At 66.0% G+C, this 18,649-nt stretch carries 12 protein-coding genes; 4 read left to right on the top strand and 8 right to left on the bottom strand.

Annotated elements, in window-relative coordinates:
* Nucleotides 1–143: 143 nt before the first annotated feature.
* Nucleotides 144–1,169 (top strand): LacI family DNA-binding transcriptional regulator, encoded by a 1,026-nt coding sequence (locus C8J44_RS01155; protein WP_121884952.1) that lies wholly within the window; start codon nt 144–146, stop codon nt 1,167–1,169.
* Here the strand turns inward: C8J44_RS01155 and C8J44_RS01150 are convergent.
* From C8J44_RS01150 to C8J44_RS01140, 3 genes are read right to left on the bottom strand one after another with little or no spacing between them, the layout of a single operon-like run.
* Nucleotides 1,094–2,272 (bottom strand): glycoside hydrolase family 68 protein, encoded by a 1,179-nt coding sequence (locus C8J44_RS01150; protein ID WP_121903035.1) that lies wholly within the window; start codon nt 2,270–2,272, stop codon nt 1,094–1,096. The genes C8J44_RS01155 and C8J44_RS01150 overlap by 76 nt on opposite strands.
* Before the next feature lie 48 nt (nt 2,273–2,320).
* On the bottom strand, nt 2,321–4,438 hold the full coding sequence (locus C8J44_RS01145) for an alpha-galactosidase (protein WP_259466652.1): 2,118 nt from the start codon (nt 4,436–4,438) through the stop codon (nt 2,321–2,323).
* Nucleotides 4,431–5,774, bottom strand: a complete 1,344-nt coding sequence (locus C8J44_RS01140; RefSeq protein ID WP_121903034.1) for an MFS transporter — start codon at nt 5,772–5,774, stop codon at nt 4,431–4,433. Before C8J44_RS01140 ends, C8J44_RS01145 begins: the two co-directional genes overlap by 8 nt.
* A 467-nt stretch (nt 5,775–6,241) precedes the next feature.
* Between C8J44_RS01140 and C8J44_RS01135 the strand changes: the two genes are divergently transcribed.
* Together C8J44_RS01135 and C8J44_RS01130 are read left to right on the top strand one after the other, a co-directional pair.
* Complete coding sequence (locus C8J44_RS01135; RefSeq protein ID WP_121903033.1) at nt 6,242–8,899, top strand: TonB-dependent siderophore receptor; 2,658 nt, start codon at nt 6,242–6,244, stop codon at nt 8,897–8,899.
* A gap of 124 nt (nt 8,900–9,023) precedes the next feature.
* On the top strand, nt 9,024–9,701 hold the full coding sequence (locus C8J44_RS01130) for a nitroreductase (protein WP_121903032.1): 678 nt from the start codon (nt 9,024–9,026) through the stop codon (nt 9,699–9,701).
* A 217-nt stretch (nt 9,702–9,918) separates the two neighbouring features.
* On the opposite strand, the gene C8J44_RS01125 is transcribed toward C8J44_RS01130, so the two are convergent.
* From C8J44_RS01125 to C8J44_RS01105, 5 genes are all read right to left on the bottom strand, one after another.
* The gene (locus C8J44_RS01125) at nt 9,919–12,351 is read right to left on the bottom strand and encodes a TonB-dependent siderophore receptor (RefSeq protein ID WP_121903031.1); all 2,433 of its coding nucleotides are present in this window, start codon (nt 12,349–12,351) and stop codon (nt 9,919–9,921) included.
* Nucleotides 12,352–12,416: 65 nt separating this feature from the next.
* Nucleotides 12,417–13,187 carry a gamma-glutamyl-gamma-aminobutyrate hydrolase family protein gene (locus tag C8J44_RS01120; protein ID WP_183128667.1) on the bottom strand — a complete coding sequence of 257 codons (771 nt, stop codon included), beginning with the start codon at nt 13,185–13,187 and terminating at the stop codon, nt 12,417–12,419.
* Nucleotides 13,184–14,131, bottom strand: a complete 948-nt coding sequence (gene epsC, locus C8J44_RS01115; protein WP_121903030.1) for a serine O-acetyltransferase EpsC — start codon at nt 14,129–14,131, stop codon at nt 13,184–13,186. Before epsC ends, C8J44_RS01120 begins: the two co-directional genes overlap by 4 nt.
* A 15-nt stretch (nt 14,132–14,146) precedes the next feature.
* Nucleotides 14,147–14,932 (bottom strand): phosphate/phosphite/phosphonate ABC transporter substrate-binding protein, encoded by a 786-nt coding sequence (locus C8J44_RS01110; RefSeq protein WP_259466651.1) that lies wholly within the window; start codon nt 14,930–14,932, stop codon nt 14,147–14,149.
* A gap of 23 nt (nt 14,933–14,955) precedes the next feature.
* Nucleotides 14,956–15,849, bottom strand: a complete 894-nt coding sequence (locus C8J44_RS01105; protein WP_121903028.1) for a fatty acid desaturase — start codon at nt 15,847–15,849, stop codon at nt 14,956–14,958.
* Between the two features lie 254 nt (nt 15,850–16,103).
* On the opposite strand from C8J44_RS01105, the gene C8J44_RS01100 reads away from it, so the two are divergent.
* Nucleotides 16,104–18,536 carry a TonB-dependent receptor gene (locus C8J44_RS01100; RefSeq protein WP_183128666.1) on the top strand — a complete coding sequence of 811 codons (2,433 nt, stop codon included), beginning with the start codon at nt 16,104–16,106 and terminating at the stop codon, nt 18,534–18,536.
* Nucleotides 18,537–18,649: the final 113 nt, after the last annotated feature.

Below are 18,649 nucleotides of genomic sequence, written 5' to 3'. Positions count from 1 at the left end.
GCCGCTCGATAATCGCCCTCTAAAACCACTTACAATCGATTGCAACAGTCATTTCGCAATCGATTGTTGAGGTTTTTGCGATGATGTTGACGGAACATGGTACGCGCCCGACAAGGCACGCGATCAACCGAGCGGAACGAGCGATGGACGAGGGACTGGGCAGGACGGGACGGCGGGTGCGCAACATCGCCGAACTCGCCAAGCTGGCAGGTGTGTCGGCGGGGACGGTATCGCGCGCGCTGGCGGGCAAATCGCTGGTCAATGCCGAGACGCGGGCACGGATCCAGGCGCTCGCGGCGGAACACGACTTCCGTCCGAACCAGATGGCGCGCCGCCTGCGAACGCAGCGCACCGGCGTGATCGGCGTGGTCGTGCCGCTCGGCCACGAACGCCGCCAGCACATCTCCGACCCGTTCTTCATGACGATGCTCGGCCATCTCGCTGATGCGCTGACCGAAAACGGGTATGATGTGATGCTGTCCCGGATCATTCCCGATGCCGAGGATTGGCTTGAGGCGATCGTCGATTCGGGGATGCTCGACGGCGTTCTGGTGATCGGCCAGTCGACGCAGTTCGACGCGATCGAGCGCGTTGCAGGGCAATACCGCCCGCTGGTCGCGTGGGGCAGCCACTGGGATGGCCAGGTCCACTGCGCGATCGGTACCGACAATGTCGGCGGTGGGCGCATGGCAGGCGAACATCTGATCGCGCGCGGCAAACGCCGCCTCGCGTTCCTCGGCGAGGTGCGCACGCCTGAAATCCGTCAGCGCTATGAGGGCGTCGTCGCCGCGACCGCCGCGGCAGGGCTGCCCCCTCCCCTCCAGCTCGACACGCATCTCGCTTCGGACGTGATGGAGCACGAGATCGCCGCGCATGTCGCGCGGATCGGCCGCGACATCGACGGGCTGGCGTGCGCGTCGGACGTGATCGCGATGAACGCGTTGCGCGTGCTCGCCGATCACGGCCTGTCGGTCCCCGACGCGATCGGCGTGGTCGGGTTCGACGACCTTCCGCTCGCCGGGCAGACCGTGCCGCGGCTGACGACGATCCGCCAGGACATCGCTGCCGGCGCGAAGGCGATGGTCGCCGCGCTCTACGCCCGGCTGGCGGGCGAGGATTCACCGTCGGTCGAGATGGTGCCGGTGCTCGTGGAGCGCGACTCTACCTGAATAGACGCATGGTCTCCGTCGAGTAGAAGGCGGAACCACGGCGCGGCGGTGCCGCCGAAATGCGCACGGCGACGCTCGGGTGTATCCGGCGCGGCGCCCTTGAGACCCCAGAAATCGACGAAGCTGATGACGTCGAGCTCGCCCGTCACCCACCAGCAATAGGCCTGGAACGGCTCGGCTGCCGGGTTTGCTGCGACCAGTCCCGATCCGTTGAGCGAGCGCCACGGCCCCGCCATCGTATCGGCGACCATGCCGTACAACCCGGTCGGCGCGACGATGCCGGGCGCGAACCGCTTCGCCTGGGTCGACCAGAACAGATAATAGAGGCCGCCGTGCAACACGATGTGCGGTCGCTCGAGTTCGCTGTTCACGCCGATCGATTCGACCAGCGGCGGAGCGATCGTCCAGTGCGTGTCACCGGCGCGGCGCAACGCCACGCCGATCACACCGTCGTCGACCGCGTCGAGCCAGCCTGCCGAACCGGCGAACAGGAGATATTCGGCCCCGTCGGCGGGATCACGGAAATAGGCGGGGTCGCGGAAACCCTTGATCCGGCCATCGACGCCTTCGACCTGATCCGCACGTCGATAATGTGCGCCATCGGCGGCGATGGATTCGACCGGTTCGCTCCAGTCGAGCGTCATGCCGTCGACGAACCGTCCCTGCGTTTCGAACAGTCGCTGCTCGAAGGTGCGCGGACCGCCACGTCGTCCCGACGCGGTGAAATACATCGTCAGCGTTTCATCGTCCTCGCCGAGCACGGCCGACCCCGACCATTCGCGACTGCCCGGCGTAAACCCGTCCGGGAACGTCTCGCCGTGATCGCGCCAACCATCGGCGCCGTGGCTGGTCAAGCGGATCCGCGCCGCGTCATGGCGATCGTCCGGGTCGTCGAACTTGGGCGTCGCGAGGAAGAACCACCAGCTGCGGCCATCGATGAACGCGGTGCGGCCATCGGCATAGGCGATCTGCCACATGTCCCACACGTCGTGGTCGGCGACCACCGGCACGACGTCGGCGGCGATGATGACGGGAAGCTCGGCGTCGGACTGGTCGGCGATCCGACCGAGCATCTCGGCGGACCAATGGGTAATGGCGGGCATGGTTATCCTGGCGTCAGAAACGAAATGAGGAGCGGGTCGGGGCGGTGATCACGCAGCTTCGATCCGGAACAGCGCGGCGCTTTCGGCCTTCATGGCCGGCGTCGGCAGCCCGGCCTGTGCGAGCCAGTCGCCCGAATAGACCACGCCGCCGTCGCGCATCGCGGCGAACACGGGCGCATCGGGCGCGGGATGCCCCGCCTCGGTAGCGAGGTCGAGCAGGTGGACGCGGAGCGCACCACACCCGGCGAGCATCGGCAAGACGATCGCAGGCGGCCGGCGCACGGTGGTCGGTTCGACGCGCGTGACCTGGAGGATCAGGTCGTCGGGCTCGCCATGCGCCTGCCAGACGAGGCCGTCCGGCCCCTCCCCCAGCCAGACGCGGCCCTGATGCAGCCGATCGCGCAACGCCTTGTATCGCGCGATCCCGGCCGCGAGCGTCGCAGCGTCCGTCTTCGGCATAGTCGCGGGATCGAGTTCGACGCCAAAATGTCCCGGCAGCGCGACCGCGGCACGGAACGCCATGCCCTGGCTGCGACCGGTTGAATGCGCCGGGCTGGCGCCGACATGCGCGCCCATCATCTCGGGCGGCATGAAGTGAAGGAAGCCGCGCTGCATCCGCACCCGGCTGACCGCGTCGATACAGTCGCTCGTCCAGAACCGGTGCGTCCGCGCGGCGATCCCCGCGTCGATCCGCCCGCCACCACCCGCACACGCCTCGATTTCCAGCGCCGGATGGGCCGCCGCGAGCCGGTCGAACAAGGCATAGGCGCCGCGAACCTGCGCGTGATTGCCGGCACGACCATCGGCGCCGCCGGCAACCGCGAGATCCCGGTTGTGGTCCCATTTCAGATACGCGATCGGCAATTCGGTCAGCAGCGCATCGAGCCGCGCGAACAGATAGTCGCGGACATCCTCGCGCCCGAGATCGAGCACCAGCTGGTTGCGCGAACTATGCTGCGGCACGCCGTTCAGATGCAGCCCCCAGTCGGGATGCGCCCGCGCGAGATCGCTGTCGGGATTGACCATCTCCGGCTCGACCCACAGCCCGAATTCCATGCCGAGCCCGATGACATGCGCGGCGAGCGGCCCCAAACCGCGCGGATATTTGGCGAGGTCCGGCACCCAGTCGCCAAGCGCAGCCGTGTCGTCGTCGCGTCCCTTGAACCAGCCATCGTCGAGCACGAACCGCTCCACGCCAAGCGCGGCGGAGCGGTCGGCGAGCGCCATCAGCGCAGCCTCGTCGTGATCGAAATAGAACCCTTCCCAGCTATTCACGTGAACCGGACGCGGTCGCATGCCCCCCGCGGGCCACGGCGCGCGCGCACGGATCGCGGCATGGAACGCCTGCATCGCGCCGTTCAGCCCCTCGCCCGAACAGGTCGCCAGCATCTCGGGCGTCGCATAGCGGTCGCCGGGCCGCAGCCGCATCTCGCCCGGTGCGAGCGCCTCGCCCATCTGCAACACCCAGACCCCGTCGTCGTCGCGCTCGACCGCGAGCCGGTGATTGCCCGACCAGGCGAGCTGAGCAGCATGGACGCACCCACCATGCCAGCCGCTCGCCGGACCGCTCACGAACAGTCCGGGTGGCCCGGCATGCCCGGTAAGCCCCCGGCGGTTCTCGCGCACCCAACCCTGCGCCGGCATCGGTTCGGTCTGCGGCACGAATTCGGCATTGTGCCGCCCGGTGAAGCTGTGGATCTGCGCGCAATCGCCCGGCAGCGGCAGCGTACCCGCGGCGAGCCATTCGATCTCGAGCACGTCCTCGCCGTCGTTGACCACCTCGGCCGACAGCGTCAGCAGGTCGCCAGCGACGGCAATCCGCTGGACCAACGTCAGCCGCGACGTGCGATCGATCAGCGTGACCGTCAGGCCATAGTCGCCGGTTTCGATCGACACGGTCTCGAACCACTGCGCGAAATGCCGACCATCACGGTGCGCGCGGAGCGCAGGCGGGCCGAACCAGCCGCTGCCGAACGTCGGCACCACCGGTAACGGCTGGTCGATATCGAGCGAGAAGGACGCCGCCGGGCGCGTATCGGCCAGCGAGGGCAAGCCGCGAGCATCGACCGTCCCCCCCCACCAGCGCCAGACCGGCGGGGCGTCGCCACGAGGCTCGATCACCGCACTCATGGTGCTGCCGGTCAGCGTGATCATCGGCTCAGTCATGCTGCGTCGCCCCGACCGTAAGCCCTTCGGCATTGCGCTCGCGCACGGTCCATACCGCCGCTGCCGCGCAGAACATCAGGATCCCGCACAGCGTCAGCACGTTGCGCGGATCGCCGTGCATCAACGGCCCGTAATAGAACGGCAAGGTCGCTGCGATCAGCAGCATCGGGATGACGATCATCATATTGAAAATGCCCATGTAGACACCGGTCCGCTCGGCCGGGATCGCGCCGGCAAGGATCACGTACGGGTTGCCCATGATGCTGGCCCAGCCGATGCCGATGCCGATCGCGGGTATGAACAGCAGCGCCTTACTCTCGATATGTGGCAGCCAGAGCATGCCGACCCCGGCCAGCACGAGGCACAGCGCATGCAGGCTCGCCGCGCCCAGCCGCTTCGCCAGCGGCACCATCGCGAACGCCGCGACGAACGCGACGCCGTTGTAGAACGCCGCCATCTCGCCGTTCGTCAGCACCGCGGAGTGGAAACCCGACGAGGTCGGCACGTCGGTCCCGTATACCGAGCGGCCGATCGAATAGATCACATACCCCCAATACCCCGCCATCGCGTACCACTGGAACAGGCTCATCAGCGCGAGCTTGCGCATCGCCGGCGGCATGTCGCGGATCGCCGAACCGATCTCCTTCAGCGTTGCGGCGAACCCCTTGGGCTTAGCGGCGATCGCCGCGCGCTCGGCAGGCGACAGCGGCAGTTCGGGAACGCGCTTGATCGACCAGAGAATGGTCGAGAACGACAGCACCGCGCCGACCATGAACGCGATCCGTGCAGTGTACGGGATGTTGTGCGTGTCGACCCAATCCTGGTTCATCCCTGCCCACACCAGCAGCGACGGCGTCAGGAACGCGAGCATCTGCGCGAGCCCGGTGAACGCGCTCTGCGTCAGGAAGCCGATCTCGTGCTGGTCCTCGTTCAGGCGGTCCGAGACATACGCGCGGTACGGCTCCATCGTGATGTTGTTGCCCGCATCGAGGATCCACAACATCGATACCGCCATCAGGATCGAATGGCTGAGCGGCATGAAGAACAGCCCGAGCGCGCACAGCACCGCGCCGAACAGGAAATACGGCGTCCGCCGGCCCCAGCGCGAATCCGTCCGGTCGCTGAGTGCACCGATCAGCGGCTGGATCAGCAGCCCGGTCATCGGCCCGGCAAGCTGGAGCAACGGCAACGACGCCTCCGACGCGCCGAGATAGCTGTAGATCGGCGCCATGTTGCCCTGCTGCAGGCCAAAGCTGAACTGCAGTCCAAGGAACCCCAGATTCATCTCGAGGATGCGGGGCAGCGAAAGATGCGGCTTGCTGTCGGGTAGTCGCATGACGGGCCATCCTCATTGGCGAAAAGCCCGTCTGCGCGGGATCGGAGACGACCCTACAACGGTCGCCTCGAAAAGCAACAATCGATTGCAATGGCTGCGCAGATTGCGCCCTATCGACCGAATTTCGCCCGCGTGGCCCGGTCAAATCGATTGCGGCAATTTTACAACAAAACGACAAAACTGTTTCAGTTTTTGAAATTTTGCATTGCCAGAGCGCAAACGATGTGGCGACTTGTCGTTGGGGAGCGACAAGCATCGTCAAGATTCGCTGATCGATCGGCGCGGGATGGTGCGTCGAAATCGCATATACAGGAATCATCGACACGTAATTTTAAGCAGCTCACCCAACATCGCCGTCGATCATCGCACCGAGAATAGCGCGTCTCGTGAACACGTCTTCAAAAGACGGCCCGATACGCGATTTTAGGGGAAGGATCCTGAGAGTCTCACTTTGAAAGGGGCCTAGGATGATCAACTATACGAGCTCGACTTTGGCGTTGGCGGCGGCATTCCTCTCAGGAACTGCCGCGGCAGCCGCGCAGACCAATTCCGAAGCATCTTCCCCGGCAGCATCAGCAATAGAGACTGCGCCACAAGAAGCCGGCAGCGATATCGTCATTCTCGGAACGCGCCGCACCGATCGAACACTCGCAGATTCGGCATCGCCGGTCGACGTCATCAGTTCGGCCGAACTGGCCGCGCAGCCCTCCGCCAACATGCTCGACACGCTGAAGAGCATCGTGCCGTCCTTCTACGTCGGCCAGAACTCGATCTCCGACGCCTCGACCTTCGTCCGTTCGCCGTCGCTCCGCGGCCTGCCCGCCGATCAGGTGCTCGTGATGATCAACGGCAAACGCTACAACCGGTCCGCGCTCGTCCAGGTCTATGGCGGCAGCGACACCGGGCTTGGCCGCGGCTCGCAGGGCGCGGACATCTCCGCGATCCCCTCGCTCGCGATCGGCAGCCTCCAGATCCTTCGCGAAGGCGCCACCGCGCAATATGGCTCGGATGCGATCGCGGGCGTCCTCAACTACGGCCTGAAGGAAGTATCCGGCCTCGAAATGGTCGCTCGCTACGGCGAATATTACGCCGGCGACGGTAAGAGCTATCAGATCGCCGCGAACGCCGGCGTCGCGCTCGGCAAGATCGGGTTCATCAACGTCACCGGCGAGTATAACGACGACGGTCAGACCAGCCGCGGTGCGCAGCGACCCTCCGCCGCCAACTATGCGATCGCCAATCCTGGCTCGGCGTCGCAACTTCCCAACTACCCGCTCCCCGCGCAGATCTGGGGTTCGTCGCCGTCGCACGGCTATAAATTCGTGGTCAATTCGGCGATCGACGTCACAAGCGACAGCAAGCTCTATTTCTTCGGCAACTTCGCGCGCAGCAAGGCGGACCAGAGCTTCAACTATCGCGCCTCGGTCACCAGCACCGCAGTCGACACCGATGGCGTCACCCGCACGCAAAGCGCCAACGCGCTGTTCAACAACACCTTCTTCCTGACCGCCTGCCCGACCGGCAGCGCGACCTGCCCCGCCGGCGGCTTCGTCCGTGACGGCAACACGTTCCGCTACAGCTCGCTCTACCCGGCGGGCTTCACGCCGCGCTTCGTCGGCGTGACCAAGGAGCTTTACGGGACGCTAGGCTATAAGGGCGAAATCGCGGGCGGCCTGAAATACGATCTGTCAGGCTCGCTCAGCCGCAATACGCTGACGCTGTCGATGTACGATTCGCTCAACGCCTCCTACGGCCCGCAGACGCAGACGAGCTTCACGTTCGGCGAGCTGATCCAGGAAGAGGCCGACGCCAACCTCGATCTCAGCTACCCGTTGGAAGTCGGGTTGCCGAGCCCGCTGACGATCGCGGGCGGCGCCGAATTCCGCAAGGAAACCTACGAGCAGACCGTCGGCGATCTGCAATCCTATGCCGCCGGCCCTTATTCGGTCGCGCAGCAACTCTACACGCAGACCGCACCCGGCGTTTACAGCTTCTCCGGAACGTCGAGCGCGCAAGGCGTCGGCGCCAGCGGCTATGCCGGGACCAGCCCCGAAGCCGCCGGCCGTTACAGCCAGAAGAGCTATGGTGCCTACGTCAACGTCGAGACCGATCTCACGACCGCGCTCAGCGTCGGCGCGGCCGGACGCTACGAGCACTACGACTCGTTCGGCGGCGCGGTGGTCGGCAAGTTCAACGCGATCTACAAGTTCGCCGACGCATTCTCGCTGCGCGGCACGGTCGGTACCGGGTTCCACGCGCCTTCGCCGGGCCAGTCGAACAACGCGATCATCACCACTGCGTTCGTCGGCGGCAACGCCGTCCAGAGCGGCACCTACCCGGTCAGCACCGCGATCGCGCAATATTTCGGGGCCGATGCGCTCAAGCCCGAAAAGTCGACCAACTATGGCATCGGCTTTATCCTCAATCCGGTGAAGAACCTGACGCTGACCGTCGACGGCTACAGCATCAGCGTGCGCAACCGGATCGGCATCACGCAGAACTTCATCGTGTCGGCCGCCGATCTCGCGGCACAGCCCGCACTGCTGGCGGTCGGCGTCAACGGCCAGGTGAATTACTTCACCAACGGCTTCGACACGCGCACGCGGGGCGTCGACGTGGTCGGCACCTACCGCACGACGCTCGACGAGGCGGCGGTCAACCTGACGCTCGCCTACAACTACAACAAGAGCACCGTCACCAAATACGATCCGCAGGTGATCGGGCCCAACCAGATTCTCGACGCCGAGCATCTGGCGCCGAACCACCGCGTGGTCTTCACCACCAACTGGTCGCTCGACGGCGTCAGCATCAATGTCCGCGAAAACTATTACAGCTGGTGGCTGAGCGCGCAGGATTACGTATCGGCCTCCAACCCCGTGGCGCAACGTTTCGGCGGCAAGTTCACCACCGATCTCGACGTCAGCTATACCTTCGCCAAGAACTACACGCTGACGCTCGGCGCGCAGAACCTGCTCGACGAACGTCCCGACAAGCTGTCGTCGGTGTCGACCCCGATCTATCCGCTGACCGGAGGATCGTCCGACGGTCAGGTCTATGCGCGTAACGGTGGACCGTTCGGCTTCAACGGCGGCCTCTATTACGCCCGCCTCCGCGTGAAATACTGAGATCGTCGGGGGCGCTTCGGCGTCCCCGACCCTCGCGGATCACCCACAGCAGAGCGATCGCCAGGGTTTTCGTCACCGGAGAAGTCTGTATCCAGTACGGACAATCACTGTGACGGGGCCCTGCATGCACTATGACGACGTGATCCTCGGCCGGCGCAGCATTCGCGGCTATCTGCCCAAGCCGGTGCCGCGCGCGCTGATCGAGGAAGTCCTTACGCTGGCGATGCGCGCACCGTCGTCGATGAACACCCAGCCCTATCATTTTCACGTCGTCGGCGGGGCCGCGCTCGACGCGATCCGCGCGGGCAACACGCAGCGGATGGCGGCGGGCATCCCGCAATCGCGCGAGTTTCGAACCGGCGAGGCCTTTGCTGGCGCGCACCGCGAGCGGCAGGTCGGCGTCGCCAAACAGCTCTTTTCGGCGATGGGCATCGCTCGGGACGACAAGGACGCCCGCCAGGACTGGGTGATGCGCGGCTTTCGCCAGTTCGACGCACCCGTCTGCGTCATCATCACCTACGACCGCGACCTTGCGGGCAGCGACGACACCGCGTTCGACTGTGGCGCGGTCGCCACCGCGCTCGTCAACGCGGCCTGGTCGCGCGGGATCGGTACGGTGATCAACAGCCAGGGGATCATGCAGTCCCCGGTCGTCCGCGAACACGCGCGGATCCCCGATGACCAGGTAATCATGAAGAGCATCGCGCTGGGCTGGCCCGACGAGGATTTCCCCGCCAACGCGGTCGTGTCCGAGCGGCGCCCGGTCGCCGAGGCCGCGATGTTCATCGGCTTCGACGACTAGCGGCGGATCGTATTCACCCGGTCGCTCGGGGAAATAACTGATCTTCCCCCCTCCCTGAAAGGGAGGGGTTGGGGGTGGGTAGGCCCGCTAGTGCCGCGACGTTCCATGATACGGAAACTGACCCACCCCCGCCCCTCCCTTCCAGGGAGGGGAGAAAAGTCTTCAGCGCGTCCAGGTCGATCCTCCTCAGAGAAGTCGATCAACGCCCATCCCGACCCTACCAGCTAAGCCCAGCCCGCGCGTACAGGTACCGCCCGTTGAACCCGAACGGCGAATAATACGGGAAGCCGATCACCCCGGTGGTGTTGTTCGCCGGGATCGTCGCATCGGGATACACGTCGAACAGGTTACTCACCCCCAGTCCAAGCTGCGCCCCCTTGGTCGCCTGATAGCGGAGCTCGACATCGGTGATGACGTGCTTGCCGCTGTGGACGTCGGCGGCCGGCGTGGTGCCCGGCTGGTTGACGTCGCCATAGTAGGTCACGCGCGCCAGCGCCCCGAGCCGGTCGAGCGACCAGTCGACCGATCCGGTCACCTTCGCGCCCGGCGTACCGTCCTCCAGCGTCAGGATGCGGCTACGCGCGAACAGCGTCGGCGCCGGGTTCAGCGTCGAAGTCGAGGTCGGCACGCGGGTCACGTCGCTATCATTGATGTTGCCCGCGATCGTCAGGTCGAACGTGCCCGCGGCATCGGTCGGCAGACGGTAATGCGCGACCGCATCGATACCCTTGGTGGTCGAAGCAAGGCCGTTGATGAAGAACCTCGCCGCGGTCGCGCCCGATCCGGCGAGCAGGCTGGCGATCTGCGCGTTGACCGCGGCCGACTGGCTGGTCGACGTCGTGATGTTCTCCGACAGCCCGATCTGGTTGCGGATGTGGATCCGGTACGCATCGACGGTCAGGTCGAACCGGCCAAACCGCACCACCGTGCCGAACGACAGATTGGTCGACTTCTCGGGCTCGAGTGGCAGGCCGCCCAACCGCGTCGCGACGGGGCTGACCGACGGGAAGGTGCCCGTCTGGATCGGCACGCCGTTCTGGATGACCGTCGCGATCGAGGTGAAATACTGCTGCTGGAGCGCGGGTGCGCGGAACCCGGTCGAGGCGGTACCGCGCAATGCGAACCACGGTGCGACATCATAGCGCGCGGAAATCTTGCCGGTGCCGGTCTTGCCGAAGTCCGAATAATCCTCGCCGCGCCCGGCAAGACCGATCAGCAGCTTGTCGGTCACCTGCGCCTCGAGATCGAGATAGACGCTGCCGTTGCGACGATGCCGATCGACTTCGTTGGCCGGCGCGAAGCCGCCGAACCCCTGCGCGCCCGGCGAGGCGCCCGCGACCGCGCCGCTGGTCGGGTAGCCATAGGAGGCGAGTTCGCCCGCCTCGATCTCGAACCCCTCGCGGCGTCCTTCGACACCGAACGCGACGTTCAGGCCTTGCAACACGTCGAGCTTGCGGCTGACGTCGAGCCCGGCGACGAGCTGGTCGTAGACCAACGCGCCATCGGAGAAGTCCTTGGGCGTTGCCGCGCCATACGCGTAGTTGGCGGAATTGAGCGTGCGAAAGCCGATCTTGTTGCGGCCGTAGCTGACGTTCAGGTCGACGGTCCAGTAGGAGACCTCGCCTTTGATGCCGACCGCGGAATTGAGATCGCGCGACTTGGTGTTGATCAGCGGCAGGAACCCGCCGGTATACCCGGCCAGCTGGGTGGTCGCGCTGTCGAGCCGCGGGAAGGCGGCGCTGCGCGTGTCGCGATCCTGATAGCCGAGCCAGCCATACAGCTTCCACGTGCCGGTCAGCGTCGTGCCGGCATTGGCGAAGATGCTGTATTGTTGGACCTGCGGATCGCCGAACCGGCCGGTGACGCGGGTCGGGGTGACGCGCGGGTCGAAGTCGGCGCGGTTGGTCGCCTGCCGGTCGAGATACTCGCCCGACACGGTCAGGAACCCGTCCTCGCCAAAGCCGATGCCCTGCCAGCCCGATACCGTGACGGCATGCTCGCCATTGGTGTGGCGGCTGCCGCGCGCGGTATCGATATCGGTGTTGTAGAACCCGTAATTGACCGTCGCGCCGCCTCCCGAGCGTGCCTCGCGCAGCCGCAGATTGACGACGCCGGCGATGGCGTCGGAGCCATATTGCGCCGATGCGCCGTCGCGCAGCACTTCGATCCGGTCGAGCGCGACCGTCGGGATCGTGTTCAGATCGACCGCGGCGGACCCGCGCCCGACCGAGCCACCGACGTTGAGCAGTGCCGCGGTATGCCCGCGCACGCCGTTGATCAGCACCAGCGTCTGGTCGGGCGACAGGCCGCGCAGGGTCGCAGGGCGGATCGCGTCGGTGCCGTCGACCGCGGACGGCCGCGGAAAGTCGATCGACGGTGCGATCGCCGACAACGCCGCGCCGAGCTCGGTCGTCCCCTGCCGCTGGAGCGCCGCCGAACTCAGCACGTCGACCGGCGACGCGCTATCCAGCCGCGACCGGCCGACCGCGCGCGTTCCGGTGACGATGATGTCGTCCTGCGTATCGGGCAGCGCCGCGGCGGCTTGGTCGGTAGCGGCCGGGGGCGGCGCGTCCTGCGCAAACGCCGGGTACGTGGTGGCGAAGGCGAAAGCCGAGGCGGTGAGCGCCAGCGCGGTACGATAAGCAGTCATGATAGTGTCCCTGTTGAGCGATCGTTCTGCGACGATCTCGATGCGTTTGATGATTTTCGCTGCATTCAGCGGTCGCGATAGGCCCCGAGTGCACGTCCGATAAGCGCAAAGAACGCCTGACCGGATGCACTGGCCGCAACGTCCCACTCTGGATGCCATTGCACCGCCAGCACATCCCCCCCGCACGGTCGCGCGGAGAACGCCTCGACCAGTCCGTCGGATACCGCATGCGCCTCGACGGTCAGGCCCTCGCCGAGCCGATCGATCCCCTGGCGATGCACTGACGTGACCGATATGCTCGGTTGCGCGATCGCCGAGGCCAGCAGCCCGCCAGCGCTGAGCGTAACGTCGTGCACGTGATCGAACAGCGTTTCATACGCGGTGGCGTCGTCGGTCGAGCGATGATGCCCCTCGTCAAGCGTATCGGTCAGCGTACCCCCGAACAGCACGTTAAGTTCCTGCAGGCCACGGCAGATACCGAACACCGGCCGGCCTGCCTCGATCATCCGCCCCGCCAGCTCGAGCGCTACCGTGTCGCGGTCAAGATCGAGCGCGTCGTCCTCCGTGTCCGCCTTGCCGTAGCGCCCACCAGCCACGTTCGACCGCGATCCCGTCAGCAACAGCCCGTCGAGCCGCCCGGCAAGCGACCGCGTATCCATCGCATCCGCCACCGCGGGCACCAGCAGGACAGTGGCACCCGCATAGCGCACCAGCGGCTCGACGAACCGGGTAGCGACCGCCTGGATCGGCCGGTTAGCGATCTCGTTGCAGCACAACACCCCGATCACCGGTTTCGGCGGGCCATCGATCTCGCGGCAACAGGCAAAGCGGCTCATGCGGTACGCCCCCGCAGCGTCTCGTGCAGATGGTCCGCGGCCTCGCCCGCCAGGATCACTGCGGTGGGCTGCGCGACGACGCTGCCCGCGGGGACGTCCTCCAGCAGCCAGACATTGCCGCCGATCGTCGCCCCCTGCCCGATCGTCACGCGCCCGAGGATCGTCGCGCCCGCATAGATCACCACGTCGTCCTCGACGATCGGATGGCGTGCAAGCCGTTCGCGCGGCGAGATGTCGGTGACGCCGAGCGGGCTGCGCGCGCCCAGCGTCACATGCTGATACAGTTGCACACGGTCGCCGATGATCGCGGTCTCGCCGATCACGACGCCGGTGCCGTGATCGATGAAGAAGCGCCGGCCGATCGTCGCACCCGGATGGATATCGATCCCGGTGCGGCCGTTCGCCAGTTCGGACACGATCCGCGCGACGATCGGCGCGCCGAGACCGTACAGCGCATGCGCGATCCGGTGGTACAGGATCGCGGTGATGCCAGGATAGCAGACCAGGATTTCGTCGGCGCTGCGGGCCGCAGGGTCGCCGAGGAACGCCGCGCGGACGTCGTCGTCGACCAGTTCGCGGATCGGTCCCAGCTCGGCGGCGAAGAGATCGACGATCATGGCGGCCTGGCTCGCATCGAACGCCAGCACCGCCTCTTCCTGCCAATAGCCGAACTCGCGTTCGATCTGCCGCCGAAATTCTGCCAGCGCCGCACGAAGCCGCGCCTCGACGAATGCATCCTCGAGGTCCGCCGGGCCGGCGAACGCGCCGAGCCGTCCGGGAAACAGCGCCGCGACCAGATCGTCCATCGCCGTCGAGACCGCATCGCGCGACGGAAACCGCGCGACCGTATGGCGGCCATCCGCATCGTGACGCCACGCGGTGCGCGCCGCGCCCAGTTCGGCGATCGTCGACGCAAGATCGAGGGTGTCGGGGACGTGCATCATGATCGGATCCTCATGTCATCGCAGTTCGGCGTAACCGGCGCGAATTGCGGCGGCCTCGAGTGCCGCGATCGGCGCGAGCGCGGTGCGGTCTGCCGCTATCGCACCGGTCAGGAACAGGTGCGCGCGGTCCTCCACGAGATCGGGATCGACCATGACCCGATTGAGCGCCACCCTAAGCGCCGCCACGGTAGCCGCGCTTGTCGAAGCGGCGGTCACGAACGGGAGCGTCGGCGACGCCGGGCTGTGCGCGACTATCCGCAACGCCGTCGTCACCGCCGGTTCGAAGCGTCCGATCGCCGCATAGGTCACGCAATCGATCGCGGCGATATCCGCTTGGCCTGCGCCGACCGCGATCATGCTGGCACGGTGCGATCCCGTTTCGATCACGCTGGAGAAGAACGCCCCCTCCCCCGCGACCGGTGCGATCGTCGCCCGCAAGAGGTTCATCCCCGTGTTCGATCGTCGATCGTTGATCGCCGCGCGGTGCTGTCGGAAACCGTCGAGCGACGTGTCGACATCATCGGCGCGCGCCACGATCACGCTCGTGTGGCTCGCCCCGACGCAACCCGGCGTCGCGTACACCGGAAGCGCCAGCACGCGCAGCGCCAGCGACGAATCGGCGATCAGCGGGTATCCGCAGGCCTGCCCGAACAACAGCGCAGAGTCTCGCCACAGCGCGTGGACGTCGCGCGACCGATCGAGCGTATCCGGTACGTCGGCAACGCCCTCCGACCGCAGGATTTCCGCCATCGCCGCCCATAACCGATCGTTCGCCGGCCGCTGCGCCGGATGATCGTACATGCCGAGCGATGCGCAGTGCCTCGTCAAGACGGGGTGCCCCTATGCCGCGGATGGATCATGTCGTCATGCGACCACAGCGCGAACCGCCGAACGATCTCGCCATACCCACGGTAGATCGGCGCGCCCAGATCGACGAACCGCGCCCGGTTTCGCGCATGATACTCCGGCAACCGATACCAGGCGAGCGACGGCGATTCATGGTGTGCGGCGTGCAGGTTGTTGTTGAGGAACAGCAGCCCGAGCACGCCGCCGCGTTCGACGCTCGCCGCACGGCCGGGGCTCGCCAGATCCGCGCGATGCTCGGCGTAGGAGCGCAGCATCGTCAGTGCCATCCCGGGATAGACGAACGTCAGGATATAGCGCGCAAGCCCCAGCCCGACATGATCGAGCCACGCGATGAGGATCGCGACCGCAGTCAGATGCGGCACCCAGTCGCGCAGGACACGCGCCGGTTCACGGACCACCCATCGCGCCTCGCCGGACAGAAACCGTACGACCGAGATCGGCGGCCCGAAGATCATCTGCCCCGCCAGCGTCGATTGCAGCCGGCCGAGCAACGCCGCCAGGCCGTCGGTGCGCGCGCGATACCGCGATTCCGGATCGTGCGACGGATCGGTGATGACCGCGGCGGCGTGATGCGCGCGGTGGCTTCGGTGGTAGGATCCGTACGGCAGCCACAGCGACAACGGCATGAACCCGATCACCGCGTTGATCGCGGGGTATCGCGTCGGATGGCCGTGGATCGTCTCGTGCTGCAACGACCCGTGCCACGCGAGCAGCCATCCTCCGATCGCCACCAGAACGGGCCAAGGAACCGCGTTATGCCACGCGGTCGCGGCGAGCCAGCCGCCATAGATCGCAACCGCGACGGCAACCGTCGGCCACTGGACATTCGAACGCTCGATCGATCGTGGCATCGCCACCTCCTGGTTACGCGAGCAATGTCCCCCAGATCGATAGGCGTTGGAAAGTCTTTGTCCTTTGCGCTGCGAAAGCTTTTGTTGGCGGGGCCATGACGACGGCTGATCGGGATCGTCGCACGCCCGATCCCACCGCTCCGCCATCCATCGCAACTGTATAATATATGTAACTGAACCGACACCGACGTGTCGCGGATGCTCCGTAGTGGCCGCCCTCAGGCCGCGTTTGGGCGGCGACAAGGGGATCTGCAATGTTCGAGTTCCGGGGCGTGTATCGCGCTTCGCTTTTTCTGTCGTCGGCTGCGATCGGGATCATGGCATGCGCAACGCCGTCGATCGCTCAAACCGCAACGGCGCAAGCAAACGGTGAGGCCAGCGCCGATGCCGCGCCCACCAACGCGACCCAGGACACGCCACGCGAGGCGACCGCGGACGGCACGATCATGGTGACCGCCAGCCGCACGACGCGGTCGTCGGTCGCGCTGTCGGGCGTCGAGATGCAGAAGACCATGCCGGGCGTCAGTCCGGTCAAGGCGATCCAGACCCTGCCCGGCGTCCAGTTCGAAACCGCCGACCCGTGGGGTAACAACGAACAGAACATCTCGCTGGTCGTCCACGGGTTCAACCAGAACCAGCTCGGCTTCACGCTCGACGGCGTGCCCTTGGGCGATCAATCCTACGGCAATTTCAACGGCCTCTCGCCACAGCGCGCGGTGATCAGCGAGAATGTCGGCCAGGTCCGCCTGTCGTCGGGTGCCGCCGATCTCGGCACGGCGTCGGCCAGCAATCTCGGCGGCGCGGTCGAGACGTTCACCAGCGATCCCACGCGCGATCTCGGCCTCCGCTTCGCGCAGACGCTCGGCAGCTACGATGCACAGCGCAGCTATCTGCGGATCGACAGCGGCGAATTCGAAGGCCTTGGCGGCACCAACAGCGGCTATGTGTCCGCGGTCCGCCAGAAGGCGCGCGCGTGGGAGTTCGACGCGAAACAGGGCGGCTATCAGGTCAACGCGAAGTTCGTCCACAAGGACAGCCACGTCACGCTGACCGGCTATTTCGCCTTTTCCGACAAGCAGGAGCCAAACCAGGATTCGGTCGCCCACAATGCCGGCGGGATCGAGCCCTATTATCGCAGCCTGCTCTATCCGAACTTCGGCGCGGCGCTCGCCTATCTCGATGCCAACGGCAACGTCCCCGTGAACGCGCCGGCCAATTATCTGAACTATTACGGCGATGCGCAGCGCAAGGACTATCTGGGCTATGCAAAGCTCGATTACCGCTTCTCGGACGCGGTGACGTTCTCGAACCAGGTCTATTATCATCACGACGACGGCGAAGGGCAGATTGCCGGGCCGATCACCGTGGCGGGCCTGCCCGCGCTGTTCCGCATCTATTATCCTGGCCAAAACCTGAAGCAGGTGTTCGGCAATTCGGGCTATGCGCTGCGGACCACCGAATACACCGTCGACCGCGAGGGCCTGTTGTCGCGGCTCGCGGTCGAGGCGGGCAATCACGAGATCGAGCTTGGCGGCTGGTACGAGCACAACGCCAACACCGTCCGGCGCCGCTGGTACGCGTTCCCGATCGACAATCCCTCGACGCCCTATGTCCGCGCCGACCCGGCACTGCGTCGCCTGACCCAATATGGCAGCGACGTCGACGTCGATATCGTCCAGTTCCACCTTCGGGATCGCTGGCACGTCACGCCTGCGGTCACGTTGGAGGCGGGCTTCAAGTCGAGCCTGCAGTTCGCCAATGGCGCAGTACCGGTCCAGCCGCTGCCGGGCGCGTTGTCGGGTGCCTCGACCGGCCTGCCCGAAGGCAAGATCAGCACGAAGAAATGGTTTCTGCCCGCGGTCGGTGGGACCTGGGACGTGACGTCGTCGGAGCAGCTGTTCGCCAACGTGCAGAAGAACGTCCGCCAATTCCAGACGTCGGTCGCCGCCGGGCTGTCGCCGTATAATCTCGGCAGCCAACAGGCATTCGACCAGCTGAAGGCCGAGACGTCGCCCGAAAGCTCGTGGACCTACGAGGCCGGCGTCCGCTCGCATCGCCAAGTGTCGCTCGGCCCGATCACCGCGATCGAAGGCCAGGTGAACTACTACCACGTCGATTTCAGCAACCGCCTGTTGCAGATCAGCGCAACGCCGGTGATCGCGTCGGTCGTCGGCGGCGTATCGATCCTGCAGAACGTCGGTGGCGTGACGACCAACGGCGTCGATTTCGCCACGACGTTGCGTTTCGGGCCGCATTTCTCGCTCTACGATGCGCTGTCGTACAACAGCTCGAAATACGACGACAATTACACCAGCGGCACCGCGACGGTCCCGACGGCGGGCAAATACGTCCCCAACACCGCCAAATGGCTCAACAAGGTCGTCGCCAGCGCGAACGACGGCCCGTTCGACGTCCAGGTGATCGGCGATTTCGTCGGCCGCCGCTTCGCCACCTATACCAACGATCAGTCGGTGCCAGGTCGGGTCCTGCTGAGCGCACAGGCTGGCTACGCGCTGCCACCGATCGGCGGTCTCGGCCTGAAGAACACGCGGTTTTCGGTCAACGTCACCAATCTGACCAACCGCAAGGGCATCTACGAAGTCGTCGTCGGCGCGGCGAGCACGACCTACAATAGCTATGCGACGCCGCCGCGGCAGGTGTTCTTCACGCTGTCCGGCGCGTTCTGACCCGCCGTTAGCCTCTCGGACCGAAGTCCTTTGCCTCTCAAGGCATCGGCTTCGGTCCACCCGGGCCCGTCCGCGCGATGGTACCGAATGATCATGGTTTTCGGGCGCCCGGT

Origin of the sequence: Sphingomonas sp. PP-CE-3A-406, assembly GCF_003688625.1 — a bacterium.
GTDB lineage: Bacteria > Pseudomonadota > Alphaproteobacteria > Sphingomonadales > Sphingomonadaceae > Sphingomonas.
Note: the sequence above shows the minus strand (reverse complement) of the source record. Positions and strands in the feature narration are given on the sequence as shown.